The sequence below is a fragment of the Phenylobacterium haematophilum genome (assembly GCF_014196295.1).
GTDB lineage: Bacteria > Pseudomonadota > Alphaproteobacteria > Caulobacterales > Caulobacteraceae > Phenylobacterium > Phenylobacterium haematophilum.
This window is the reverse complement of sequence record NZ_JACIDK010000002.1, coordinates 835152-858668: the sequence shown is the minus strand read 5'-3', so window position 1 is coordinate 858668 and position 23517 is coordinate 835152. Positions and strand designations below refer to the sequence as shown.

Sequence of the window (23517 nt, the reverse complement as noted above, 5' to 3'; positions counted from 1 at the left end):
ACGCGGCCCAAGTTCCCAACGGGTGTAATCCCGGTTTGCGAAGCAAGACCGGGACCCCATGCACACCGGATCGTGGAAATCCTCCCCCGCTAGGGAGGCGGATCGGGGCGACGCGCCGAGACGGAGGCGGACCGCTCTCGAGCAACCGCCCCCTCTGACCGAAGCGACCTAGATCGCCGCTTCGATGAACTTGGGGCCCGGCTCGGCCATGGCCTTGGCGAACGCCGCGTCGAATTCTTCGGCCGTCTCGCAGCGCACCGCCGGCACGCCCAGGCCCTTGGCCAGCGACACCCAGTCGATCTTCGGATCGCCCAGGTCGAGCAGCTTGCTGGCCGACGGGCCCGGATTGCCCGAGCCGGTGCGGCCCATCTCGATGTTGAGGATGCGGTACGAGTGGTTGGCGAACACGACCACCGTCACGTCCTGGTTCTCGCGCGCCATCGTCCACAGCGACTGCACCGTGTACATCGCCGAGCCGTCGCCGTTCAGCGACACGATCTTACGGTCCGGCGCGGCCGTCGCCGCCCCGATCGCCAGCGGACCGCCGATGCCGATCGCCCCGCCGGTCAGGGCCAGCACGTCGTGCGCCTTGGCGGTCGCGCAGGGCACCGCGACGCCGCCGCCCGAGGTCACCGAGTCGTCGCAGATGATCGCGCCTTCCGGCAGGTGGCGGGCCACCGATACGCCGGCCGACTGCGGGGTCAGCGGGCCGGTCGGGGCGGCGTCGGCCACCTTGTAGGGCTGGGCCGGCCCGCTCGCCGGCGCGCCAAGGGCGTCGGCCAGCGCCGCCAGGCCGGCGACGGCGTCTTCGCTGCGCTGCGCCAGGGTCGTGGTCTCGCAGCCCTCCGGCGCCAGCACGCTCGGCCGGTCCGGATAGGCGAAGAACGCCACCGGGGTCACGGTGCCGACGAACACCATCAGGTCGGTGCCGGCCAGGTCGGCCAACGCCGCCTCGCCGAAGTACTGCATCCGCGCCGGCTGGAAGACGCCGGCCCCGCGCGGCTGGCGCGCGCAGAAGGTGTCGGCCATCACCCGCACGCCGGCCGCCTGCAGGCGCGCAGCCTGTTCCAGGGCCTTGGCGCTGGTCCCCTGGCCGCCTAGCAGCACCACCGGCTTGGCGGCGGCGCGGACCTTTTTAGCGACCTCCTCGACCACGCCGCTGGCTGGCGGCGCGCGGGTCGGGACCGGCGCTTTGACCGCGCCTTTGGTGGTTTCCAGCCACGCCGAGTCGGCCGGCAGGATCAGGCTGACCGGCCCGCCCGGCGGGCCGTAGCTGGCGGTCACCGCCTCGGCGGTCAGTTCGGCGACGCTGTCGGGGCTGTCGGCCGACTTCACCCACAGCGAGTTGGGCCTGACGATGGTCGGGATGTCGGAGTTCAGCGGCGCGTCGTACTGGCGGTGATAGGTGGCGTGGTCGCCGATCACGTTGACGACCGGAGTGAAGGCTCGCCGCGCGTTGTGCAGATTGGCCAGGCCGTTGCCGTAGCCGGGGCCCAGGTGCAGCAGGGTGCAGGCCGGTGTCTCGGCGATCCGCCCATAGCCGTCGGCCGCCCCGGTCGCCACGCCTTCGAACAGGCACAGCACCGGCCGCATGCGCGGCTCTCGGTCCAGCGCCGCCACGAACTGCATTTCGCTGGTGCCGGGATTGGCGAAACAGGCGGTGACCTCGTTCTCGACGAGGGTCGTAATCAGGGCGTCGGCGCCGTTCATCAGAACACCATCACATCAGCAGCATCGGAAAACAGTCGTTCGGCCTCGGCCGCCCGCAGCGTGCGGGCGACGGGCTGGGCGATATAGCCCTTGTCGGTGATCTCCCCGGCGTTGGCGTCGGGGGGCGTATCCAGCACCAGCGCGCGGGCCACCTTGCCGCCCGAGCCCTTGGCTCCCGCGTTGAAGCGCTCGATCCCGGCCCGCACCGCCGCGGCGATCGCCGGGCGGTCCATGTTCGGGTTCGGATAGAACAGCAGGCCGACGGCTTCCTTGCCCTCGCCGCAGACCACCGCGTCGGTGACCGCGTCGCCCACCGCCGACACCGCCTTCACGCGCAGGTCGCCGACCGTGACGAAGGTGCCGCTCGCCAGCTTGAAGTTCTCCGAGATGCGGCCGTCGAAGGCCAGGCCCGCGCGCGGGTCGGAAGGGTCCACCAGTCGGGCTGCATCGCCCAGCAGATAGAAGCCGTCGGCGTCGAAGCTCTGCGCCGAAAGTTCAGGCCGCCCAAGATAGCCGGGCGAGACCTGCGGGCCCTTCACCCGGAACTCCAGCTTGCCCGCCGCCGGGGTCAGCTTGACCGCCGTGCCGGGCGCCGGCAGGCCGATCAAGCCCATGCGGTCGTTGCGCCAGTGGACGTTGCAGGCGGTCGGCCCGGTCTCGGTCGCGCCATAGCCGGAAGCGAAGCTGATCTTCTCGCCGACGCTCGCCACGGCGACGGCCTGGATGCGGTCGCAGGTGTCCTGGCCCAGGGCCGCGCCGCCGTACTGCAGCACCCGCACCCGCTCGAAGAAGGTCCTGGCCAGCGCCTCGTCGCGCTCCAGTTCGCCGACCAGCAGCATCCAGCCGGCCGGGACCATGTTGTGATAGGTGGTCGGCACGTCCTTGAGGTTCCGCACCGTTTCGGCGAACCGCCCCGCCACCGGCTGGCCGGCGTCGATGTGCAGCGTCCCGCCCCGGTGAAGCGCCATGTGCAGGATCGAGTTGGCCCCCAGGCTGTGGCTCCAGGGCGCGGAGTTGACCATCACCGGCGGCTCGTCGTCGTCGAAGCAGGCCGCGATCTGCGCCGAGTTCACGGCGATCCCGCGGTGCAGGCAGATCACCGCCTTCGGCAGCCCGGTGGATCCCGAGGTCAGAAGGTACTTGGCGTGGTCGTCGGGTTTGGCGGTGGCGTCGACGCCCGCTGCGGCCGTCAGCCGCGCCAGCGGCACGTCGCCCGGCCGCGCGTTCTTGGCCGCGATCACCGGCAGCCCGGCCAGGAACGGCGCTTCCAACGCCTCGGAGAAGAGGGCCGCGTCCTCGGTGTAGACCGCGGCGGGCTTCAGCACTTCGACCGCATGAGCCAGCCGCGTCAGGTTCGCCCCCGGCAGGCCGTACTGCGGCGAGACCGGCGCGATCGGCATGCCCTGGCTCATCGCCGCATAGGCGACCAGCCCGTGGTCGATCCCGTTGCGCGCCAGGATCAGCAGCGGCCGCGTCCCGACCACGCCCAGTTCGCGCAAGCCGCCGGCGATCGCCCGCACCTGCTCGCGCGCCTCGCCGAAGCTGGTCCGCCGCCAGCCCTCGCCCGAACGCTCGGCCAGCCAGGTCCGCGCCGGTGCCTCGGCCGCCCAGCGGTCCAGCGCCTGGGTCATGGTCGTGAAGTCGCCGGAGTACGGCGTCGGATTGGACAGGATCAGCTCGCCGCCGCCCCTCTCCTCGATGTCCAACTGGGGCCGCGCATAGCGCGCGTCGCGGAACGGGGCGTCTGTGGGGCGGATTCTAGCGTCCATGATGCGCATAGCCTTAGCGGGCGAGCGCCAGGGATGTCATCCGGCAAATCGGGCTCGGCTAGGGGCCCGCCTTCACCTCGAGCGGCGCGAACTTCACCTGGCCCGCCTGCCGAGCGGCCCGCGCCCGCCTCGACAGCCGCCGCGCCTCCTCCAGCCGGGAAAACACGAACGCGCTCTCGCGGGCCGCCGCATAGGGCGCCAGCCCGCCGAGCGTGGCGACGCGCAGCGCCGCGTTGACCGTCTGCAGCCGTGTCCAGGCCCGCCGGTCGATCGGCAGCGCCAGCCCCAGGCCCGCCGCCGTCGCGCTGCGCCGCGCGGCCCGGTACGGCGCCCAGGCCGCGGTCAGCGCCAGACACGACGCCAGCCCCAGCGCGCCCAGCGCAACCAGTTCCGAGAGGCTCGGCGCGGTCCCGGCCGCGGGGGTCGGAATGTACCCCGCCAGCCCCAGCAGCACCCCGGCCGCGAACAGCGCGACCATCACGCTGGCGAACCAGCCGATCGCAAAGGCGCTGTAGAGCGGCCGGCGCGCCGCGGCGGCGGCGTCATAGGCCGCCGGACGATGCGGATGGCGCAGTCCGCTCCATAGCGCTGCGTCCCGCCGCCGGTCGGCCTGCGGCCTCCACCAGCCCAGCGTCAGCACGCTGATCGCCGCGTCGCGCAGCTCGCCCAGCGCGAAGGCCGACGACGAGCCTTCGAGCTCGAACACCTGCCCGCGCCACTCGGTGCGCGTCGCCAGATAGACGAAGCCGACGAAGCGGCAGAAGCCCAGGAACAGCGCCACGCTCGCCGCCGCGGCCAGCGCCACCGGCGCGCCCCAGACGCCTAGGCCCCGCACCGCGACAGCGGCCGCCGCCAGCGCGGCGCCGACGACGGCCAGCTTGGCCAGGGCGCCGATCAGGAGTTCGATCCCCAGTCCGCCATAGTCCAGCGCCTCGCCGTTCATGTCGGTGGCGGCCCACAGCCGCCGACGCGTTTCGCTGCGCGCCCAAAATCCGTGAAGCCCGAACGTGAGGATGTTGAGAGCGCCGTGACGCAGGCCGAGCGCACGGAACTCCCGTGAATCGACCCTTTGCACGAGCGTCAGACTCGGGCCGCCCGACTCGGCGGCGTTCGATCGCGACATCTACTCCCCCGCGACGAGCCTGCGGCGCGCGAGTGCGCCGGTTACTTCCCACTGTCGGTAGTATGTCGCGAAAGTATTGCCGAGACCCGAACCGGGCGCTCGTCGCTTCCCGTCCTGGGGGAACTAGCCCCCCAGGGTCTCGGCGAAACGCACCGGCTGGCCGATGCTCGGGGCGACCAGTTCGTCGTCGCGCATCACCACCGTGCCGCGAATGATCGTCGCCGTCGGCCAACCCTTGGCATCGAAGCCGTCGAACGGGGTCCAGCCGACGCGGGTGGCCATGTCCTCGTGCTTGATCGTGCGGCGGGCCTTCATGTCGACCACGGTGATGTCGGCGTCGTAGCCGACCGCCAGACGGCCCTTGTCGGCCATGCCGAACACCCGGTTCGCCCCATGGCTGGTCAGGTCGACGAAGCGCTCCAGGCTCAGCCGTCCCTCGTTCACGTGGGTCAGCATCACCGGCACCAGGGTCTGCACGCCTGGCATGCCCGACGGCGAGGCCGGATAGGGCCGGGCCTTCTCGTCCTTGGTGTGCGGCGCGTGGTCCGAACCCAGCACGTCGGCGATGCCGGCGGCGATGCCGTGCCACAGCCCGGCCTGGTGATAGGCGTTGCGGATCGGCGGGTTCATCTGGGCGTAGCCCTTCAGCCGCTCATAGGCTTCCGGCGCGGTCAGGGTCAGGTGCTGCGGGGTGACCTCGACGCTGGCCACGTCCTTGTGCTGCGCCAGGAACTCGATCTCCTCGCGGGTGGTGACATGCAGCACGTGGATGCGCTTGCCCAGCGCCTTGGCGATCCGCACCAGCCGGTGCGTGCTCTCCAGCGCCGAGGCGGCGTCACGCACCTCCTCGTGGCTGGTCCAGTCGCCGGTGCGGGCCAGCGGCCGGCGCTCGGCCAGGCGGTACTCGTCCTCGGAGTGGAACGCCGCGCGGCGGTTCACGTGGCGCAGCACCTGCTCGATGCCCTCGTCGTCCTGCACCAGCAGGCTGCCGGTCGAGGCGCCCATGAACACCTTGATCCCGCAGCAGCCGGGCAACCGCTCCAGCTCGCCGAGGAACTGGGCGTTCTCGTGGGTGCCGCCGACATAGAAGGCGTGGTCGGTGTGCATCCGGCCGGCGGCGCGATGCAGCTTGTCGGCCAGGGCGTCGGGGTCGGTGGTGGTCGGCTCGGTGTTCGGCATCTCGAACACGGCGACGACTCCGCCCATGGCCGCGGCGCGCGATCCGGTCTCCAGGTCTTCCTTCCACTCCAGGCCGGGCTCGCGGAAGTGCACCTGGGTGTCGATCACGCCGGGCAGGACGGTCAGCCCCTTGGCGTCGAACACTTCGCCCGCGCTGGCCTGGCTGAGGTCGCCGATCTCTACGATCTTGCCCGCGCGCACGCCCACGTCGGCCAGGCCGCGGCCGGCATGGTTCACCACCTCGCCGCCCCTCACGATGAGGTCGAAGGTCTCGGGCATGTGTCGTCTCTGGCTAACTGGCTTTGGAACTGGTTTGGGCGAGCAGGTCCTTGGCGGCGTTGGTCACCCAATCCACCGGCAGGTCCATCATGTGACAGAGCGCCTGCGAGAGCCCCGGGTCAACCTCGCGGATCTGATCCAGGCTGCGAATGCCGCGCACGATCCGGGTGTTTTCGCCCCACGGGCCGTACAGCTTGTCGTCGGAAGGCCCGAACAGGCCGATGGTCGGCGTTCCGGCCGCGGCGGCCATGTGCATCAATCCGCTGTCATTGCCGATGAACAGCCGCGCGCGCTTGAGGCAGGCGTAGCTGGCCAGCAGCTCGACCTTCCCGGCCAGGTCGATGGTCCGCTCGCGCGGCACGACGTTGCGCAGCGCGCTGACCGCCTGCTGGTCGTCGGGACCGCCCAGCAGCATCAGCCGGCCGCCGGCCAGCGGCCCGCCCATGAGCTGGATCGCGACCTGCGCGAAGCGTTCGGCCGGCCAGGTCTTGCCTACCCAGTTGGCGGCCGGCGCCATGGCCAGGATCGGCCCCTTGCCCGCGGTCAGTTCGTCGGCATAGGCCTCGGTCGCCGCCGAGGTGAACAGGTACGGCGCCGGCGGCTCGTCCTCGATCTTCAGCAGCCGCGCGGCCTCGACGACCTTGTGGACCCCGCCGCCCGAGCCGCGCTTGTAGACCGCCCGCCGCTCGCGGCGCAGGAACTGCGAGATCGCCGAGCCCCGCAGGTCGACGATCAGCCCCCACTTGCGATGGCGCACCTCGCGCCACAGCTTGAACCAGTGGCCGCCGTTCTTGGCCTTCTCCAGCACGATGAGGCGATCGAGATTGGGGACTTCGGCGAACAGCGGCGCGGCCGCCTTGCCGGCGACGATCGTAAAGCGCGCGTTCGGAACCTCGTCCAGCAGGCGTTTGATCAGGCCGGACGACAGCACCGCGTCGCCGATCCGGGTCGCGGTGATGAACAGAATCGGGAAGGACCCGTGCGCCATCGCCCTTCTATAGGGCTCCTGACGCTGGCGCTCCACCCGCTCAGCCCTTAACTCCACCACCATGTCGACGCAGCCCCCGATCGCAGCCCTCTCCCGCCGCGCCCTGATCGCCGTCTCAGGCGAGGACTGGCGCAGTTTCCTGCACGGCCTCATCACTCAGGACGTGGAGAGCCTCGCGCCCGGCGAGGTGCGGTTCGGCGCTCTCCTGAACCCGCAGGGGCGGCTTTTGTTCGACTTGTTCGTGGTCGGACGCGACGACGGCGCCTTCATCGACGTCGAACGCGACAACCGCGAGGCGCTGATACTGCGCCTGAACATGTACCGGCTGCGCGCCAAGGTCGTGATCGCCGCCGACGAGACCCCGGTGCTCGCCGCCTGGGGCGCCGACCCCGGCCCCGGCTGGTCGCCTGACCCGCGGCTGGCCGCCCTCGGCTGGCGCGGCTACGGCGTCGAAGCCGCGCCGACCACCGACGAAACGGCCTACGACGCCCACCGCCTGGCGCTCGGCGTGCCGGGCCCGGCCGACTGGGGCGTCGAGAAGACCTATCCGATCGAAGCCAACTTCGACCTGCTGCACGGCATCGACTTCCACAAGGGCTGCTTCATCGGCCAGGAGACCACCTCGCGCATGAAGCGCCGCGGTCAGATCAAGAACCGCATGCTGCCGCTGACCTTCGACGGCCCGCCCCCAGCCGCCGGCGCCGAGCTGCTGCTCGACGGCGAACGCCGCGCCGGCGAAGTGCTCTCCGGTCACGGAACCCGCGCCATCGCCCTCGTCCGCCTCGACCGCCTGGAAGGCGCCCTCACCGCCGACGGCCAAGCCGCCCGCGCGGAGAAGCCGGACTGGCTGGAAGGCTAAAACCAGCTGTCATCCCGGTTTGCGAAGCAAGACCGGGACCCATGGACACCAGATCGTACAAGCACGCCCACGGCGCTTCCCCATCCTGCCCAGCCGGCGCGAATGGGTCCCGGACAAGCCCTGCGGGTTTTCCGGGATGACACTTTGGGGTCAAACGCCCTTGGGCCCAGAACACCCGCCCAGCCCCGCCTCGTACCGCCGCCCCAGCAACGTCCTGTGCTCGACGAGTTCGATCCGGCTGCCGATCGCGCATCGGCTGACTCGATTGAGGACCACGTAGACACGACGCTCTCCCACGCGGACCCACGCACCAGGAAGCGTTCCGAATTTCGTTTCACGGATCGTCAGTTCATCGACCGCGCCATACGTCGAATGGCCGGGCCCGATGGCCATCGCGCGCAGGAACATGCCTCCAAGCACCAGCACGAGCATGGCGATCGCCGCGATTAGCACCAACCTATCGCGCCGTCCCACCACGTCACCTGCCAAGCAAAAACCCCCGCAGCGCCGCCAGCGTCTCCGCCGGCTTCTCCTCGGCCAGAAAGTGCCCGGCCCCCTCGATCGCCTGACCGCGCAGGTCCTCGCACCAGGGCCGCCAGACCTCCAGCACATCGTACCAGTGGCCGACCGCCCCCTTGGCGCCCCACAGCACCTGGGTCGGTGCCGCGATCTTCTTCACCCCGCGGTCGGCCTCGTCGGCGGCGACGTCATAGGTCGCCCCGGCCCGGTAGTCCTCGCACATGGCGTGGATCACCGCCGGGTCGGCCAGCGCCTGCACATAGTCGGCGTAGGCGGCCGGCTCGAAATAGGTCGCGCCCTGGGCGATGCGGAACGCGAAGTGCACCGGGTCGGCGGCGATGAAGTGCTCCGGGAACGGATGGGCCTGGGCCAGGAAGCTCCAGTGCCAGTAGCCCAGCGCGAACCGCCTGTCGGCCATCCGCCAGACGTCGGCGGTCGGGATGATGTCGAGGACGCTCAGCCTGCCGACCGCCTGCGGCGTATCCAGCGCCATGCGGTAGGCGGTGCGTCCGCCGCGGTCATGGCCGGCGACGTCGAACCGCTCGAACCCCAGCGCCGCCATCAGCGCCACCATGTCGCGCGCCATCGCCCGCTTCGAATAGGGCTCGTGGTCGGGCGTCGTCGCCGGCTTCGATGAGCCGCCGTAGCCGCGCAGGTCCGGCGCCACCACCGTGAAATCCTTGGCCAGTTCGCCGGCGATCTGGCCCCACATCATGTGCGTCTGCGGATAGCCGTGCAGCAACAGCAGCGGCGGCCCCGAGCCGCCCTGCCGAAAGCGCAGCACCGCCTCGCCGGTGCTCATGCGCTCAAGCTTGAACCCCTCGAAGGACATCGCTCAGCCCTCGGCCGGCTCGTAGGTCAGACGGATCGCGTCCGGGCCGATCCTTTCGTGGGCGACCAGCCGCAGCCGCGGCCGCGGCCCGACGAAGTACGGATCGCCGTGGCCCAGCACGACGGGATGCAGATAGATCCGGTAGACGTCGATGAGCCCGACCTCGCCCAGGCTCCTGGCCAGCACCGGCCCGCCGACCTCGATCTCGCCGGGCTGCTCGGCCTTCACCTTGCGCAGCACCGCCTCGAAGTCCTCACCGACCAGCGTGGCGTTCGGCCCGACCTCGGTCAACGAGCGCGACACCACCCACTTGTGCTGCGCCCGCCAGGCGTCGGCGAACGCGCGCTCGGCCTCGCCCCAGCCCGCATCGTCGTCGTCCCAGTAGCGCATGATCTCGTAGAGCCCGCGGCCATAGATCGCCCCGGTCTGCTCGCGCGCCTGCTCGACGAAGTGCTGGAACAGCACGGGATCCGGCGCGAACCGGTCGTAGTCGACATAGCCGTCCAGCGACGAGTTCATTCCAAAGACCAGCCTCGCCATGCGCAGCCTCCCTTGCTGGGCCGCACCATGACGGAGTTCTACGCGTCTGCGTAGCGATCCTTCTCCCCTTGCGGGAGAAGGTGGCCCGCGCAGCGGGTCGGATGAGGGGGAGCGCCCCCTCCGCGACGCTGCCCCCGCCAGAACGTTGCGCCCCCTTCATCCGGCCGCCTTCGGCGTCCACCCTTCGCCCCCGAGGGGAGAAGGGTGCGCGGTGCGTCTGTCAGAAGAACAGCTTGCGCACCGTGAACTTCACCGTGCGGCCGACCGGGTCCAGCAGGTCCGGCTGGTAGCTGATCGGCGTGATCCCTTGCGGGGTCTTCACGTCCTGGCGCTCGTCGAACAGGTTGTCGACCGACAGGGTGGCGCGCATGCCGCGCAGCCAGCGGTGCTCGCGAGCGATGGGCTGCATGCCGAGGTCAGCGAACAGCCGCAGGTTCACGGTCGTCAAATCCGAGAACTCCAGGTCCTCGGCCGCGGTCAGGCCGGTGACCTTGGTCGCGCTCTGCCACTTGGCGTTCGCCGCCACGCCCAGGCCACCGCGGGTGTAGTTGGCCTGCAGGTCGACCTGGTGGCGCGGCGAGCCGCCGCCCGAGCCCAGCGCCCCGCCGTCCAGCAGGTCGAGGGTCGGCACGCCCGGCCGGATCTCGACTTCGTCCTTGAACGCCACGGTGTGATAGAGCCCGATCTGGAAGACGCCGTTGCGCGGGCCGCCCGGCCCGAAGCCGCCGATGCGCCCGCCGCCACCGCCGGGGCCGCCGAAGCCGCCGCCGCCCATCCGGGGACCATCGCCGCCGCCCCCGCCCATGCCGCCGCGAGGCGGGCCGTCGCCGGGCGGCGGACCGTCCGGCGGGCCTTCGCCCTGGCGTTGCTGCCCACCGCCCTGTTGGCGCTGGCCCTGCTGACCCTGGCCTTGCTCGCCCTGGCCTTCCCGTTGACCCTGCTGGCCTTCGGCGCGCTGCCGCTCGGCCTGCGCGGCCTGGAACCTCTGGCGCATCGCCGCCTGCTGCTCCGGGCTCGGCTGCGGACCGACCGGGCGCGAATAGGTGAAGCCGTAGCGCAGCTCGTCGCGCGACTGCTTGGCGAAGTTCACCGGCCGCGCGTCGATCAGGGTCAGCTCGCCGGCCGCATTGCGCACGAAGCGGTCGGGGAAGGCGTCCTCGATCTGGGTCGAGGCCGACGGGAACGCGGCCACCGCATCGTCGGTGCGGGTCGAGACGTAGTTGGCCTGGAAGTTCAGGTTCACCTTATCCCAGGGCTTGTAGCTGACCCCAAGCTTGAGGGTGTCGCGCTGGCTGGAGTCCAGAGTCGAGAGGCCGCCGCTGACGCGGGTCACCTCGACGGTCTGGCCGGTGCGGAAGTCGAACACCCGCACGCCGGGGGTCGAGGTCAGCGGGTCGCCCAGCTGGTTCATGGTCGGCGCCTGGTCGGTGCGCGTGAACGAGGCCAGCACCCGCAGCGGCTTGATCGGCGTCCAGTTGAGCCCGCCACCGACCGTCTGCAGGTCTCCGAAGTCCGACAGGTTCTGGTAGCCGAGGTTCACATTGGCCGACAGCTTGCCGAGGTGCTCGCCCAGTCCCTCGCCGTCGCGGATCAGCGGCACGTCGAAATTGGCCTGCAGCTGGCCGATGTTGCGGTCCAGGGTGTTGGAGGTCGTCACGCCCAGGCGGTCGGCCTCGCTCTCGAACTGGGTGGCCGAGACCCGCGCGGTCAGGGTGGTGCTGACCTGGCCGGCCGGCAGCTCCCACAGCGCCCGGTTCAGCACCAGATCGGTCTGGGCGGTCGTGGTGGTGCTCTTGGTGCGGTCGGTATAGGGCACGCCGCTGAAATCGCGGTCGGTCGAGGACTTGGCCACGTCCTGGGTCAGCCCGCCGGTCGTCGACCACTGCCAGCCGGCATAGGCGCCGGCCGCGGCGGCGGCGATCCGCCCCGAGGTGGTCTCGGAGCGGCGCAGCAGCGCGTCGTCCGAGAACGGCGACAGGCCGAGCCTGCCCTGGCTGTCGGTGAAGTCGAGCCCGGCGTTGATGGTGCCGTTGACGCCCTCGCCCAGGGGCCGCGCATAGACGCCGTTCAGCGACAGGGCGGTAGTGTCCGAGCTCAGGGTGCGCTGGTCGCCCTCGCCGCCGACGATGTCGCGGTCGCCTTCGTAGATCGGCTTGGTGTCGGTGACCCGCGCGTCCAGCAGCAGCCGCTGGCCGCGCAGGATATTCAGCACCGAGCCGTGGCCCATGACGCTCTGGCCGCCGCCGTCCTGGGTCGGGCTCGAGCCCGAGGCCTCGGCCAAAGTCGCCTTGAAGCGCTGGCGCAGCACGAAGTTCACGACCTTCTGGTCGGCCGGATAGCCGTACTTCAGCGAGACCTCTTCCGGCAGGATGTCGACCCGCGCGATCGCCTCGGTCGGCAGGTCGCGGATTTCCGCAAAGCCGGTGATCCGCCCGCCGTTGATGAGCACGACCGGCCGCCCGCCCGAGCCCTGGCCGCTGGTCAGCTGCGGCGAGAGCGCGTCGAGCAGCTCGGTGACGCTGGCCGCGCCATAGGCCCGGATCTCGCGCGGCGAGATCGACAGCTCTGGGGTGATGTCGCCGATCACCGAGCCCGGCAGGGTGCGCTGGCCGGCGACGACCACCAGCTCCTCGACCTCGGTCTCCTGGTCATGCTCGTCGGTCTGGGCCAGCGCGCCTCCGGCGCAGAGCGAGGCCGCGGCGACTCCGCAAAGCAGGCGGGCGGCGATCCGGCGGGGGAGAAGCGATGAACTCACGAGGTGCTATCCAGGTCATTGGGGAGAATGGAGGAGAAGCTCTGCGGCTAACTGCCTCTGTTCTCCTGAACGGGAGATGAGGCGAGTTTCCGTCGCTGTTGTTTCGGCCATTCGTCAGAACCGACAAAAACCTGCCGCGCGCCGATAGCCGCCGATAGACATTGAAACGTCCGCGACAAACCGCGCCCTGGCGCAGCTATCGGCGGCTTGCTGCAAGTCGGCGGCGAAAACCTGCCGATAGGGCCGCTATCGGCGGCGCTTGAAGCCCTCCCTGCCGAAAGCCAAGACTGCGCCCCATGACCGGCGATCTGATTCGATGCGGCTGGCGCGGCATGGCCGGCGACCCGCTTTACGAGGCCTACCACGACACCGAGTGGGGCGTGCCCGAGTACGACGCGCGCGCCCTCTGGGAGAAGCTCGTCCTCGACGGCTTCCAGGCCGGCCTCGCCTGGATCACGATCTTGCGAAAGCGCGACGCCTTCCGCGAGGCCTTCGCCGGCTTCGATCCCGACCTCGTCGCCCGCTTCGGCGAGGCCGAGCGCGCCGCCCTGATGGCCAACGCCGGCATCGTCCGCTCGAACGCCAAGATCGACGCCGCCATCCAGAGCGCGCGGCTCTATCTCGACATGCGCGAGAAGGGCGAGGACTTCAGCCAGTTCATCTGGAGCTTCACCAACGGCCGCGTGGTCCAGAACAGGTGGACCGAGATCGGCCAGGTGCCGGCTCAGACCCGCGTCGCCGAGGAGATGTCCAAAGCCTTGAAAGCCAAGGGTTTCAAGTTCGTCGGCCCGGTGATCGTCTACGCCTTCATGCAGGCTGTCGGCGTCGTCAACGACCACCTGACCTGCTGCCACCGCCACGAACAAGTCAAACGGCTGGTGCGTTAGTATGCCCGACATGATGCTCGAACTGGCCTGTCCGACCGGCCCCGTCTGCGGGGTGGACGAGGCCGGCCGCGGCCCCTGGGCCGGGCCGGTCAGCGCCGGCGCCGTGATCCTCGATCCGAACCGGGTGCCCGAAGGCCTCAACGACTCGAAAAAGCTCAGCGCCAAGGCCCGCGACGCCCTGGAACTGGAGATCAAGTCGTGCGCGCTCGCCTGGGGCGTCGGCTTCGCCTCGGTGGACGAGATCGACGAGCTGAACATTCTGCACGCCACGGGCCTGGCCATGCGCCGCGCGGTCGAGGCCCTGGCCGTGACGCCGGCATTCGCGCTCGTCGACGGCAACTACAAGTTCAAATTGCCTTGTGAAATCAAGACCGTGGTCAAGGGCGACTCGATCAGCGCCTCGATCGCCGCGGCCTCGATCCTGGCCAAGACCGCCCGCGACCGGCTGATGGTCGAGATGGACGGCCTCTATCCCGGCTACGGTTTCGCCGGCCACAAGGGCTACCATGCCCAGGTCCACGTCGAGGCCCTGCGCACGCTGGGCCCCTGCCCGATCCATCGCCGCGGTTGGGAGCCGATCCGCCTGGCCCTGATCGAGCGCGGCGAACTCGTCGACATCGTCGATTGATCCATTGAATCAAGATTGACGCCCAGCCCCCGCGGATCGATCGCGGGAACATGGACAGCGCCCTCGCCCCCTCGCTCCGCCTCCAGGCCCAGGCCTGCCTGGCGCTCGGTTCGCCCTTCAACGCCCAGCTGCTGGAGCTGGCCGCCGACGACCTGGACGCCGGCGGTCCGACCGCCGGACTGCTCGCGCCCTGGGCCGGTCAGGACCTGCGCGCGCTGATGGCCGCCGCCGTCCCGTTGCGGCTGCTCGGGGCCCTGCACGACCTGGTGCTCAGCGCCGACGCCCCCGCCCTTGCCGACGCCTATCCTCAGCCCGGCAAGGCTTTCGCCGCCGGGTCGGCCTGGCGCGAGGCCCGCCGCGCCATGACCGATCACGCCGAGGGCCTCGCCGCCTTCATGGACCACGAGCCGCAGACCAACGAGGTGCGCCGCTCTGCCGCCCTGTTGGGCGGCTTTCTCACCATCGCCAAAGAGACCGGCCTGCCGCTGCGCTGTTTCGAGATCGCCGCCAGCGCCGGTCTCAACCTCTCCTGGGACCGCTATCGCTACGATCTTTCAGGCGCCGCCTGGGGGCCGGAAAGCCTGGTGCTGCTGCCCTCCGACTGGTCCGGGGCCTTGCCGCCCCTGGACGCCGACGTCCGCGTCGTTCATCGCCAGGCCTGCGACCGCCGTCCGGTGGACCTCAAGGATCCCGTCCAACGCCGACGTCTGCAGGCCTATGTCTGGCCCGATCAGTTCGACCGGCTGGAACGAATTCGCGCGGCGATCGAGGTCGCGCTCGCAAGCGGCGTCGACGTCGAGCCGGCCGACGCCGTCGACTGGACTGCGCGCTCCGCGGCCGCGACGGCAGGCGCGGCGACGGTGATCTACCACTCGGTGTTCTGGCAATACATGCCCGCCGAGAGCCAGGCCGCGCTACGCCAAGCCATTGAAAATATTGGCGCCTCAGCCACTCACGACGCGCCGCTCGCCTGGCTGCGCATGGAGCCCCCGCCCGAAAATATGGCGATCATGGAAGTTAGGCTTACGATGTGGCCCGGTGGACAAGAGCGCGTCCTGGCGGTCGTTCACGCCCACGGCGCTTCGGCGCGATGGACCGGTTAATCAATATCAACGGCCGTTAACCACGTTCGGTAAAGCCCCGTTCACCACGAGGACTCAGGATTCTGACTCCGGACATCGAGGTGACCTTATGGGCGTACTGGCCGACACGATCATTCACGGCGACTGCATCGAGGAGCTGAAGAAGCTGCCCGAGAAGTCGGTCGACCTGGTCTTCGCCGACCCTCCCTACAACCTCCAGCTCGGCGGCGACCTGCTGCGTCCCGACAACTCCAAAGTCGACGCCGTCGACGACCACTGGGACCAGTTCGAGAGCTTCGCGGCCTACGACAAGTTCACCCGCGAGTGGCTGACCGAGTGCCGCCGGGTGCTCAAGGACGACGGCGCGCTCTGGGTGATCGGCAGCTATCACAACATCTTCCGGGTCGGCGCGACCTTGCAGGACCTCGGCTTCTGGCTGCTGAACGACATCGTCTGGCGCAAGACCAACCCGATGCCGAACTTCAAGGGCACCCGGTTCACCAACGCCCACGAGACCCTGATCTGGGCCGCCAAGGGCCGCGGCTCGCGCCGCTACACCTTCAACTACAACGCCATGAAGATGGCCAACGACGACGTGCAGATGCGCTCGGACTGGACCTTCCCGCTGTGCACCGGCGAGGAGCGTCTGAAGGACGAGAACGGCGCCAAGGCCCACCCCACCCAAAAGCCTGAAGCCCTGCTGCACCGGGTGATCCTGGCTTCCACCAAGCCCGGCGACATCATCCTCGACCCGTTCTTCGGCACCGGCACGACCGGCGCGGCCGCCAAGCGCCTGGGTCGCCGCTACATCGGCCTGGAGCAGGACGAGAAGTACGTCGCCCTGGCCAAGGACCGGATCAGCAAGATCGTCCCCATCGCCCCCGGCGACCTGGAAGTCACCGGCTCCAAGAAGTCCGAGCCGCGCGTGCCGTTCGGCCAGGTGCTGGAAGCGGGCCTGCTCAGCCCCGGCGACGCGCTCTACTGCCCCAAGGGCGAACGCATGGCCCGCGTCCGCGCCGACGGCAGCCTGGTGGTCGGCGACCTCTCCGGCTCGATCCACAAGGTCGGCGCCATGATCCAATCGGCCCCGGCCTGCAACGGCTGGACCTACTGGCACTTCAAGTCCGACAAGGGCCTGGCCCCGATCGACGTCCTGCGCGCCAAGATCCGCTCGGCGATGCCGCAGGCCTGAGAGCGTGGCCTACGGCCTGGGACTTGAGCGGACCGAGAACCGCCTGGCGGCGTCGCATCCCCAATGGGGGCAGGCGTTCGCGGAGGAGGCCGCCCGCATCCGCGCGGCGGTCGGCGCCGACATTGTCGCCCTGGAACACTACGGCAGCACGTCGGTGCCCGGCCTTTCCGCCAAGCCGATCATCGACCTGCTGATCGGCGTCGCCGACCTCTCCGTCGCTGACCGCCATGCCCCGGTGATGATCGCGCTCGGCTATGACGACGCCGGCGACGGCGGCGTCGAGGGCCATCGCATCTTCGGCAAGGGCGCGGCGCGCACCCACCTCGCCCACTTCGTCGTCCATGACGGTCCGGAGTGGATCGCGACGCTTCAATTTCGAGATCGGCTTCGCGCCGATCCAGCCCTGCGCGACGCCTACGGGCGATTGAAGGCGCAACTGGTCGCCGAGCATCCCACGGACCGCGCCGCCTATACCGCCGGCAAGGCCGCGTTCGTTCAGGCCGCGCTCGCCCGCTAGATCAGGTTGCTCAGCCCCGCCCGCGCGGCTTTGAGGAACACGCTCGGCAGCGCATCGAGGCCCGAGCGCGGCGTCCAGATCAGGCCCCCCGCGTCGCCCTCGGCCCGCAGCAGCCGAAGGGTCAGGCTGAAGTGCGTGAACACGTGCTCGACCTCGCCGACCGCGCGCCAGTCGGCGCCGACGGGCGCGGCGGCCGCAGCCTCTTCGTCGCTCCAGCCGGTCGCGCGCCAGTCGCTGGTCGGCAGGGCCAGCATGCCGCCCAGCAGCCCCTTGGGCGGCCGGCGGACCAGCGCCACCTCGTTCCCGCGCGTCAGGATGTAGGCCACGCCGTTGCGATGCGGCCGCGCCGCCTTGGGCGTCTTGCGCGGATAGGTCTCCGGCTCGCCGCCGGCCAGGCCGGCGCAGAACTCGGCGACCGGGCAGCGGTCGCAGAGCGGCGCCTTGGGGCGGCAGACCGTGGCGCCCAGGTCCATTAGCGCCTGCGCCCAGTCGCCCGGCCGATGGTCGCGAACCAGCGCCGCGGCCAGCGCCTTCAGCTCGGTCTTGCCGTCCGGCAGCGGCGTCTCCACCGCGAACAGCCGCGACATCACCCGCTCGACATTGCCGTCGACCACGTTCGTCGGCAGGTCAAAGGCGATCGCCCCGACCGCCGCGGCCGTGTAGGGTCCAAAGCCCGGCAAAGCGCGCAATCGCTCCTCGGTGTCGGGAAACACCCCGCCATGGTCTCGGGCCACGGCACGGGCGCAGGCCAGCAGATTGCGGGCCCGGGCGTAGTAGCCAAGCCCGGCCCAGGCGGCCATCACCTCGCCGTCGTCCTCGGCCGCCAGATCGCCGACGCTCGGCCAGCGGTGCGTGAACTTGAGGAAGTATGGCGTGGCGTGCGGCACCGTCGTCTGCTGGAGCATCACTTCCGACAACCACACGCGATAAGGATCGGCGCGCACGCCCAGCGCACGGTCAGCCGGCCCGACCCGCCAGGGCAGGTCGCGGGCGTTGGCGTCGTACCAGGCCAGCAGGCGGTCGCGGAGCGTCTCGGGCGTCACAAGGCCTCAGCTACCCGATCCTCGCCTCGGACGGGAGCCTTGTTGTAGAGTGCCGGCCGATGCCCCGTCCCTTGCCCACTCCCGCCGAAGCCGCCGAGATCCTGGCGCGCAAGCGCACGCGGCCGCAGCGCCGGCCGCCGCCGGTCGCCGGGCGAGGTCTCTCCAAGCTGCTCAAGGAACTCGACGCCAAGTACGGCCAGGGGCCCGGCGCGCTGCAGGCCCGCTGGCGCGAGATCGTCGGCGTCGAACTGGCCAAGCGCACCGAGCCGGTGAAGCTGACCAAGCCGCGCGGCGGCGGACCGGGCGCGCTGGAGATCCGCGTCGCCGGCGCCTCGGCCGCCCTGATCCAGCATCAGGCGCATGAGATTGTCTCGCGGGTAAACCTGTTCCTCGGCGAGGGGGCGGTGAACAAGCTGCGCATCGTACAGGGCCCCTTGCGCACCGCCGCGGCGGCGGAGCCCAAGACCGCGCGCAAGCGCGCCGCTCCGCTGGACGCCGCCCGCGAGGCCGAACTCGCCAAGTCGCTGGAGAACGCGCCCGACGGCCCCCTGAAAGCCGCATTGCTCAGGTTGGGTCGGGGCGTTATGCGGCGAGGCGCCGGCTGAGCCCGGTTGACTTTGCCCCGGAGCCCACGTTCCACGAGCCGGGAATCGCGCTTTAATCTTTCATTCGGACTTCCGCAGAGGTGCAAATGCCGAACTTCAACCGTCGTCTTCTCGTCGTTGCGGCCTTGGGCGCGCTCGCGCTGGCCGGCTGCTCCAAGAGCGGCGGCGCCGGGTCCGTCGACACCGCCGACATGACCCTGGGCGATCCGAACGCCAAGGTGAAGATCGTTGAGTACGCCTCGCTGACCTGCAGCCACTGCGGCAAGTTCAACAACGAGGTCTTCCCCGAGTTCAAGAAGAAGTACATCGACACCGGCAAGGTGCATTACACCTTCAAGGAATTCCTGACGCCGCCGAACGAGGTCGCCGCCGCCGGCTTCCTGACCGCGCGCTGCGCCGGCAAGGACAAGTACTTCCAGGTCACCGACGCCATCTTCCATGCTCAGCAGGAGATGTTCACCACCGGCGACATGCGCGGGATCCTGCTGCGCACGGCCCAGTCGGCCGGCATGACCGAAGAGAAGTTCAACGCCTGCATCACCGACGAAGCGGCGCTGAAGGCCCTGAACGAGCGCGTCGAAAAGGCCATCAAGGTCGACAAGATCACCGCCACGCCGTCGTTCATCGTCAACGGCAAGAAGGTCAAGGAAGGCGAGATGACCATGGCCGAGCTCGACGCGGCCGTCGCCGAGGCCTCGAAGTAAGCCATGCGCCAGCCGAACCGCCGCATCGCCGTCGCCGCCTTCGGGGCGCTAGCGCTGTGCGCCGGTTCGGCCCTGGCCGCGCCGGCGGCCCTGCCTGACGACATGACGCTGGGCGATCCGAAGGCCAAGGTGAAGCTGGTCGAGTACGCCTCGCTCAGCTGCAGCCACTGCGCAACCTTCAACAACCAGGTCTTTCCGGCCTTCAAGAAGAAGTACATCGACACCGGCAAGGTCCACTACACCCTGCGAGAGATCCTGACTCCGCCGGCCCAGGTCGCCGCGGCCGGCTTCATCACCGCCCGCTGCGCCGGTAAGGACAAGTACTTCACCGTCGTCGACGCGGTGTTCCGCGGCCATGACGAGATGGTCAAGACCGGCGACGCGCGCGCCGTGCTGGTCGGCGCGGCCAAGGCAGGCGGCATGAGCGAAGCCCAGTTCGAAGCCTGCCTCTCCGACGAAAGCGCGCTCGAAGCGCTCAACGCCCGCGTCGCGCGCAACGCCAAGCAGGGCGAGATCTCGGGCACCCCCACCTTCGTCTTCAACGGCAAGAAGGTGAAGGAAGGCGAGATGACCGCCGCCGAACTCGACGCGGCGGTCGCCGCGGCCTCCAAGCGGTAGGGAGGCGCCCCCGGCCCGTGCATTTTCAGAGGCTCCGACTCTCCGGCTTCAAATCCTTCGTCGATCCGACTGAGTTTCGGATCGAGCCCGGAGTCACGGGCATCGTGGGACCGAACGGCTGCGGCAAGTCGAACCTGCTGGAGGCTCTGCGCTGGGTGATGGGGGCCAATTCCGCCAAGGCGATGCGCGCCGGCGGCATGGACGACGTCATTTTCGCCGGCTCCGGGAACCGCGCCTCGCGCAACCACGCCGAAGTTGTCCTCACCATCGACAACGCCGACCGCCGCGCCCCGCCGGCCTTCAACGACGCCCCGGTGCTAGAGGTCGTACGACGGATCGATAAGGGCGCAGGCTCGACCTACAAGATCAACGGCCGCGAAGTGCGCGCCCGCGACGTCCAGCTGCTGTTCGCCGACGCCTCGACCGGCTCTAACTCTCCGGCCCTGGTGCGCCAGGGGCAGATCTCCGAATTGATCGCCGCCAAGCCGCAGAACCGCCGCCTGATCCTGGAAGAAGCCGCCGGCGTCTCGGGCCTGCATTCGCGCCGGCACGAGGCCGAGCTGCGGCTGCGCGCGGCCGAGACCAACCTCGCCCGGCTCGACGACGTCTCCCGCGAACTGGAGACCGCGCTCAACCGCCTGCGCCGCGAGGCCCGCCAGGCAGAGCGCTACAAGAAACTCTCAGCCGAGATCCGGGCCCTGCAAGGCGCGGTGCTGTTCGCCCGCTGGTCCGAAGCCCGCGACGCCGCCGTGCGCCTGCGCGAGGAGGCCGCCGCCGCCGCGGTCGCCGTCGAAACCAACACCCGCGAGGCCGCCGCCGCCACCACCCGCGCCGCCCAGGCCGAAGAGGCGATCAAGCCGCTGCGCGAGGCCGAGACCATCGCCGCGGCGATCCTGCACCGCCTGGCCATCGACAAGGACCGGCTGGAACGCGAAGGCGAGGCCCTGGCCGCCGAGGTCGAGCGCCTGACCGGCGATTTGACCCGCATCGACGGCGACCGCGCCCGCGAGACTCAGATCGCCCACGACGCCCAGGCCGCCCTGGCGCGTATGGTCGAGGACCTGGAGGCGCTGGAAGCCGCCATCGCGGCCGCCCCCGAGCGCGTGCCGGAGTTGGAAGCCGCCGCCCGCGCCGCCGACGAGGCCCGCATCGCCGCCGACAAGGCGGTAGAGGAGCTGGCCGCCCAGGCCGCCGCCGACGAGGCCCGCCGCCGCGCTGGCGCCGCCCGCGTCGACGAGGCCCAGAACCGCGTCTCGCGCACCCGCCGCGCCCTCGACCAGGCCAAGGGCGAGCGCGCCCAGCTCGGTCCCGCCGTCACGCCGCAAATCGAAGAAGCCCGCGTCGAGCTGGAACGCGCCCAGGCCGCGCTGACCGCCGTCCGCGCCGCGCTGGAGACCGCCGAGGACGAACGCGGCAAGGCCGCCGCCGCCGAGACCGAAGCCCGCGAGGCCGCCCGCAAGCAGGACGAACACCTCGGGCGGCTCACCGCCGAGGCCCGCGCCCTGGCCCAGATCGTCGCTCAGCAGCGCCGCGCCGGCTTCGCCCCGGCCCTCGACTCGGTCGTGCCGGCTCGCGGCTACGAGCGCGCGGTCGCCGCCGCGCTCGGCGACGACCTCGACGCGGCCCTCGATCCCAAGGCCCCGGCCTATTGGGGCGGCGGCGAGGCCGCACCGGCCGCCTGGCCGCCCGGCGTCGAACCGCTGGCCGCCAAGGTGAAGGCGCCCGAAGCTCTGGCCGCCCGCCTGGCGCACATCGCCGTTGTCGCCCGCGAAGACGGCGACCGCCTGCAGGCATTACTGCCGACCGGCGCGCGGCTGGTCTCCAAGGAAGGCGACCTCTGGCGCTGGGACGGCTTCGTCGCCCGCGCCGACGCGCCCAAGCCCGCCGCCATCCGCATGGAACAGAAGACCCGGCTGGCCGAGGTCGAGACCGAGATCGAAGCGATCTCGCCGCGCGCCGCCGTCGCCAAGGAGGCGCTGGCCGCCGCATCGGCCCGGGTCCGCGCCGCAGAAGACGCCGTCCGCAACGCCCGCCGCGAACCGCCCACCGCCGAACAGAAGGTCACCATCGCGCGCGGCGTCCTCGAAAAGCTCGACCGCGAGGCCACCCGACGCGAAGCTCAGGCCCAGTCGCTCGACGACATGATCGGCCGCTTCGAGGCCGAGCTCGCCGACGCCGAGCAGATCCTGGCCACCGCCGTCGCGGAAACCTCGAGCCAGGGCGAGGCCGGGGATCTGGTCGAACGCCTGGCCGCCGCCCGCGCCGCCGCCGGCCCGGCGCGCGAGGCTGCGTCGGCCGCGCGCTCGGCCCTCGAACTGGAAGTGCGCGAACGCGACGGCCGCGCGCGCCGCCACGAAAACCTCAAGCGCGACAGCGACGACTGGAGCCGTCGCGGCAAGACCGCCGCCCGCCGTCTCGAAGACCTCGCCGAGGGGCGCGCCAAGGTGCAAGCCAATCTCGACAAGGCGCTGGAGGCCCCTTCCTCCCACCAGGAGCGGCTCGGCAAGCTGCTGGACGAACTGGCCGCCGCCGAAGCTCGCCGCGCCCAGTCCTCCGACGCTCTGGCCCAGGCCGAGGGCGCCCGCACCGAGGCCGACCGCGCCCTGCGCGCGGCCGAAGCCGCCGCCGGCGAGGCCCGCGAGCTGCGCGCCTCGCTGGCCGCCAAGCTGGAGGCGGCGATTGAGCGCCTGACAGAGATTACGACCCAGATCCGCGAGACGGCGCGCGTCGAGCCCGAGCAGCTCGCTCGCCAGCTGGCTGAAGAAGCTGTCGCCATTCCGACCGACGCCGGCGGCATGGAGGCCCACCTCTACGCCCTGGAGCGGCAGCGCGACTCGATCGGCGCGGTGAACCTGCGCGCCGAGGAGGAAGCTGGCGAGCACGCCGCCCGCCTTGAGACCATGATGAGCGAGCGCACCGACTTGACCGGCGCCATCGCCAAGCTGCGCCAGGGCATCGACGAACTGAACGGCGAAGGCCGCGAGCGGCTTCTCGCTGCGTTCGAGGTCATCAACGAGCACTTCAAGACGCTCTTCCAGGCCCTGTTCCAGGGCGGCCAGGCCGAGCTGCGGCTGGTCGAGTCCGACGATCCGCTGGAGGCCGGCCTGGAGATCTACGCCTGCCCGCCCGGCAAGCGGCTTTCAACCATGAGCCTGATGAGCGGCGGCGAGCAGGCGCTGACCGCCTGCGCCCTGATCTTCGGGGTGTTCCTCGCACAGCCCGCGCCGATCTGCGTGCTCGACGAGGTCGACGCCCCGCTCGACGACGCCAATGTCGACCGTTACTGCAATCTGCTCGACGAGATGCGCCGCCGCACCGAGACCCGGTTCATCACCATCACCCACAACCCGGTGACCATGGCCCGCATGGACCGGCTGTTCGGCGTGACCATGGCCGAGCGCGGCGTCTCTCAGTTGGTCTCCGTCGATCTGCGCCAGGCGGAGGCCATGGCGGCGCAGTAAGCCTAGGTTCCTCAAGGGAATCTGCGCCGTAGCTAACGCCAGTTCCCGACAAGCAAGCGCCGCAGGCGGTGGACGAGTTGTCGCGACGCCATTTTCCCAAGCAATTACAACGCGCTAAATCGCACAACCCCAGCCTTGACGCACCGCACCCGCGCCTATAGGTTCCGCGCGACTTGAAGCCCCGGCCGCGGCGGGCGACGTCGTGGTTCCAAAAGGCCGCCCGACGC

20 protein-coding genes are annotated in these 23517 nt (G+C 70.5%); 10 read left to right on the top strand and 10 right to left on the bottom strand.

All coding sequences use genetic code 11. The features are described from left to right. Positions 1 to 168: 168 nt before the first annotated feature. The 5 genes from GGQ61_RS10190 to GGQ61_RS10170 all read right to left on the bottom strand — a co-directional run bounded on the left by GGQ61_RS10190 (position 169) and on the right by GGQ61_RS10170 (position 7048). Positions 169 to 1710 carry an acetolactate synthase large subunit gene (locus GGQ61_RS10190; RefSeq protein ID WP_183772106.1) on the bottom strand — a complete coding sequence of 514 codons (1542 nt, stop codon included), beginning with the start codon at positions 1708 to 1710 and terminating at the stop codon, positions 169 to 171. After that, complete coding sequence (locus GGQ61_RS10185; protein WP_183772104.1) at positions 1710 to 3479, bottom strand: feruloyl-CoA synthase; 1770 nt, start codon at positions 3477 to 3479, stop codon at positions 1710 to 1712. The genes GGQ61_RS10190 and GGQ61_RS10185 overlap by 1 nt, the downstream gene beginning before the upstream one ends. Positions 3480 to 3537: 58 nt before the next feature. Next, entirely contained in the window at positions 3538 to 4602 is a 1065-nt protein-coding gene (locus tag GGQ61_RS10180) for a DUF898 family protein (protein ID WP_183772102.1), read from the bottom strand. 123 nt (positions 4603 to 4725) lie between these two features. Beyond that, positions 4726 to 6060: a dihydroorotase gene (locus GGQ61_RS10175; RefSeq protein ID WP_183772100.1), complete on the bottom strand. Its 1335-nt coding sequence runs from the start codon at positions 6058 to 6060 to the stop codon at positions 4726 to 4728. 13 nt (positions 6061 to 6073) lie between these two features. Continuing rightward, positions 6074 to 7048 (bottom strand): glycosyltransferase family 9 protein, encoded by a 975-nt coding sequence (locus GGQ61_RS10170; protein ID WP_183772098.1) that lies wholly within the window; start codon positions 7046 to 7048, stop codon positions 6074 to 6076. A 61-nt stretch (positions 7049 to 7109) separates the two neighbouring features. Here GGQ61_RS10170 and ygfZ point away from each other — a divergent pair, with 61 nt between their 5' ends. Then, complete coding sequence (ygfZ, locus tag GGQ61_RS10165) at positions 7110 to 7907, top strand: CAF17-like 4Fe-4S cluster assembly/insertion protein YgfZ (protein ID WP_183772096.1); 798 nt, start codon at positions 7110 to 7112, stop codon at positions 7905 to 7907. A 150-nt stretch (positions 7908 to 8057) separates the two neighbouring features. Here ygfZ and GGQ61_RS10160 read toward each other — a convergent pair whose 3' ends face one another. The 4 genes from GGQ61_RS10160 to GGQ61_RS10145 form a co-directional block, all read right to left on the bottom strand. Next, positions 8058 to 8339 (bottom strand): hypothetical protein, encoded by a 282-nt coding sequence (locus GGQ61_RS10160; protein ID WP_183772094.1) that lies wholly within the window; start codon positions 8337 to 8339, stop codon positions 8058 to 8060. A gap of 46 nt (positions 8340 to 8385) precedes the next feature. Next, positions 8386 to 9258 (bottom strand): alpha/beta fold hydrolase, encoded by an 873-nt coding sequence (locus GGQ61_RS10155; RefSeq protein ID WP_183772092.1) that lies wholly within the window; start codon positions 9256 to 9258, stop codon positions 8386 to 8388. A gap of 3 nt (positions 9259 to 9261) precedes the next feature. After that, the gene (locus GGQ61_RS10150; protein ID WP_183772090.1) at positions 9262 to 9798 is read right to left on the bottom strand and encodes a dihydrofolate reductase family protein; all 537 of its coding nucleotides are present in this window, start codon (positions 9796 to 9798) and stop codon (positions 9262 to 9264) included. Between the two features lie 220 nt (positions 9799 to 10018). Continuing rightward, positions 10019 to 12553, bottom strand: coding sequence for a TonB-dependent receptor (locus GGQ61_RS10145; RefSeq protein ID WP_183772088.1), 2535 nt, complete (start codon positions 12551 to 12553; stop codon positions 10019 to 10021). 296 nt (positions 12554 to 12849) lie between these two features. Here GGQ61_RS10145 and GGQ61_RS10140 point away from each other — a divergent pair, with 296 nt between their 5' ends. The 5 genes from GGQ61_RS10140 to GGQ61_RS10120 all read left to right on the top strand — a co-directional run bounded on the left by GGQ61_RS10140 (position 12850) and on the right by GGQ61_RS10120 (position 16859). Further along, positions 12850 to 13440, top strand: coding sequence for a DNA-3-methyladenine glycosylase I (locus tag GGQ61_RS10140; protein ID WP_183772087.1), 591 nt, complete (start codon positions 12850 to 12852; stop codon positions 13438 to 13440). A 1-nt stretch (position 13441) separates the two neighbouring features. Further along, a complete protein-coding gene (locus GGQ61_RS10135) occupies positions 13442 to 14068 on the top strand; it encodes a ribonuclease HII (protein WP_183772085.1) in 627 nt (208 codons plus the stop codon). 50 nt (positions 14069 to 14118) lie between these two features. After that, positions 14119 to 15171 (top strand): DUF2332 domain-containing protein, encoded by a 1053-nt coding sequence (locus GGQ61_RS10130; RefSeq protein ID WP_183772074.1) that lies wholly within the window; start codon positions 14119 to 14121, stop codon positions 15169 to 15171. An 88-nt stretch (positions 15172 to 15259) separates the two neighbouring features. Next, positions 15260 to 16342, top strand: coding sequence for a site-specific DNA-methyltransferase (locus tag GGQ61_RS10125; protein ID WP_183772072.1), 1083 nt, complete (start codon positions 15260 to 15262; stop codon positions 16340 to 16342). Positions 16343 to 16346: 4 nt separating this feature from the next. Continuing rightward, positions 16347 to 16859 carry a GrpB family protein gene (locus GGQ61_RS10120; RefSeq protein WP_183772070.1) on the top strand — a complete coding sequence of 171 codons (513 nt, stop codon included), beginning with the start codon at positions 16347 to 16349 and terminating at the stop codon, positions 16857 to 16859. On the opposite strand, the gene mutY is transcribed toward GGQ61_RS10120, so the two are convergent. Further along, a complete protein-coding gene (gene mutY, locus GGQ61_RS10115) occupies positions 16856 to 17902 on the bottom strand; it encodes an A/G-specific adenine glycosylase (RefSeq protein WP_183772068.1) in 1047 nt (348 codons plus the stop codon). The genes GGQ61_RS10120 and mutY overlap by 4 nt on opposite strands. A gap of 59 nt (positions 17903 to 17961) precedes the next feature. Here mutY and GGQ61_RS10110 point away from each other — a divergent pair, with 59 nt between their 5' ends. From GGQ61_RS10110 to GGQ61_RS10095, 4 genes are all read left to right on the top strand, one after another. Then, a complete protein-coding gene (locus GGQ61_RS10110) occupies positions 17962 to 18507 on the top strand; it encodes a DUF721 domain-containing protein (RefSeq protein WP_183772066.1) in 546 nt (181 codons plus the stop codon). 86 nt (positions 18508 to 18593) lie between these two features. Beyond that, positions 18594 to 19211, top strand: coding sequence for a DsbA family protein (locus GGQ61_RS10105; protein WP_183772064.1), 618 nt, complete (start codon positions 18594 to 18596; stop codon positions 19209 to 19211). A gap of 3 nt (positions 19212 to 19214) precedes the next feature. Then, complete coding sequence (locus GGQ61_RS10100; RefSeq protein WP_183772062.1) at positions 19215 to 19829, top strand: thioredoxin domain-containing protein; 615 nt, start codon at positions 19215 to 19217, stop codon at positions 19827 to 19829. Positions 19830 to 19846: 17 nt separating this feature from the next. After that, positions 19847 to 23290 carry an AAA family ATPase gene (locus GGQ61_RS10095; RefSeq protein WP_183772060.1) on the top strand — a complete coding sequence of 1148 codons (3444 nt, stop codon included), beginning with the start codon at positions 19847 to 19849 and terminating at the stop codon, positions 23288 to 23290. Positions 23291 to 23517 lie beyond the last annotated feature (227 nt).

Excerpts from the sequence above, each read along its gene's own strand:
- GGQ61_RS10190 (WP_183772106.1), bottom strand. The coding sequence starts at position 1,710 with ATGAACGGCGCCGACGCCCTGATTACGACCCTCGTCGAGAACGAGGTC.
- GGQ61_RS10185 (WP_183772104.1), bottom strand. The coding sequence starts at position 3,479 with ATGGACGCTAGAATCCGCCCCACAGACGCCCCGTTCCGCGACGCGCGC.
- GGQ61_RS10180 (WP_183772102.1), bottom strand. The coding sequence starts at position 4,602 with ATGTCGCGATCGAACGCCGCCGAGTCGGGCGGCCCGAGTCTGACGCTC.
- GGQ61_RS10175 (WP_183772100.1), bottom strand. The coding sequence starts at position 6,060 with ATGCCCGAGACCTTCGACCTCATCGTGAGGGGCGGCGAGGTGGTGAAC.
- GGQ61_RS10170 (WP_183772098.1), bottom strand. The coding sequence starts at position 7,048 with ATGGCGCACGGGTCCTTCCCGATTCTGTTCATCACCGCGACCCGGATC.
- ygfZ (WP_183772096.1), top strand. The coding sequence starts at position 7,110 with ATGTCGACGCAGCCCCCGATCGCAGCCCTCTCCCGCCGCGCCCTGATC.
- GGQ61_RS10160 (WP_183772094.1), bottom strand. The coding sequence starts at position 8,339 with ATGCTCGTGCTGGTGCTTGGAGGCATGTTCCTGCGCGCGATGGCCATC.
- GGQ61_RS10155 (WP_183772092.1), bottom strand. The coding sequence starts at position 9,258 with ATGTCCTTCGAGGGGTTCAAGCTTGAGCGCATGAGCACCGGCGAGGCG.
- GGQ61_RS10150 (WP_183772090.1), bottom strand. The coding sequence starts at position 9,798 with ATGGCGAGGCTGGTCTTTGGAATGAACTCGTCGCTGGACGGCTATGTC.
- GGQ61_RS10140 (WP_183772087.1), top strand. The coding sequence starts at position 12,850 with ATGACCGGCGATCTGATTCGATGCGGCTGGCGCGGCATGGCCGGCGAC.
- GGQ61_RS10135 (WP_183772085.1), top strand. The coding sequence starts at position 13,442 with ATGCCCGACATGATGCTCGAACTGGCCTGTCCGACCGGCCCCGTCTGC.
- GGQ61_RS10130 (WP_183772074.1), top strand. The coding sequence starts at position 14,119 with ATGGACAGCGCCCTCGCCCCCTCGCTCCGCCTCCAGGCCCAGGCCTGC.
- GGQ61_RS10125 (WP_183772072.1), top strand. The coding sequence starts at position 15,260 with ATGGGCGTACTGGCCGACACGATCATTCACGGCGACTGCATCGAGGAG.
- GGQ61_RS10110 (WP_183772066.1), top strand. The coding sequence starts at position 17,962 with ATGCCCCGTCCCTTGCCCACTCCCGCCGAAGCCGCCGAGATCCTGGCG.
- GGQ61_RS10105 (WP_183772064.1), top strand. The coding sequence starts at position 18,594 with ATGCCGAACTTCAACCGTCGTCTTCTCGTCGTTGCGGCCTTGGGCGCG.
- GGQ61_RS10100 (WP_183772062.1), top strand. The coding sequence starts at position 19,215 with ATGCGCCAGCCGAACCGCCGCATCGCCGTCGCCGCCTTCGGGGCGCTA.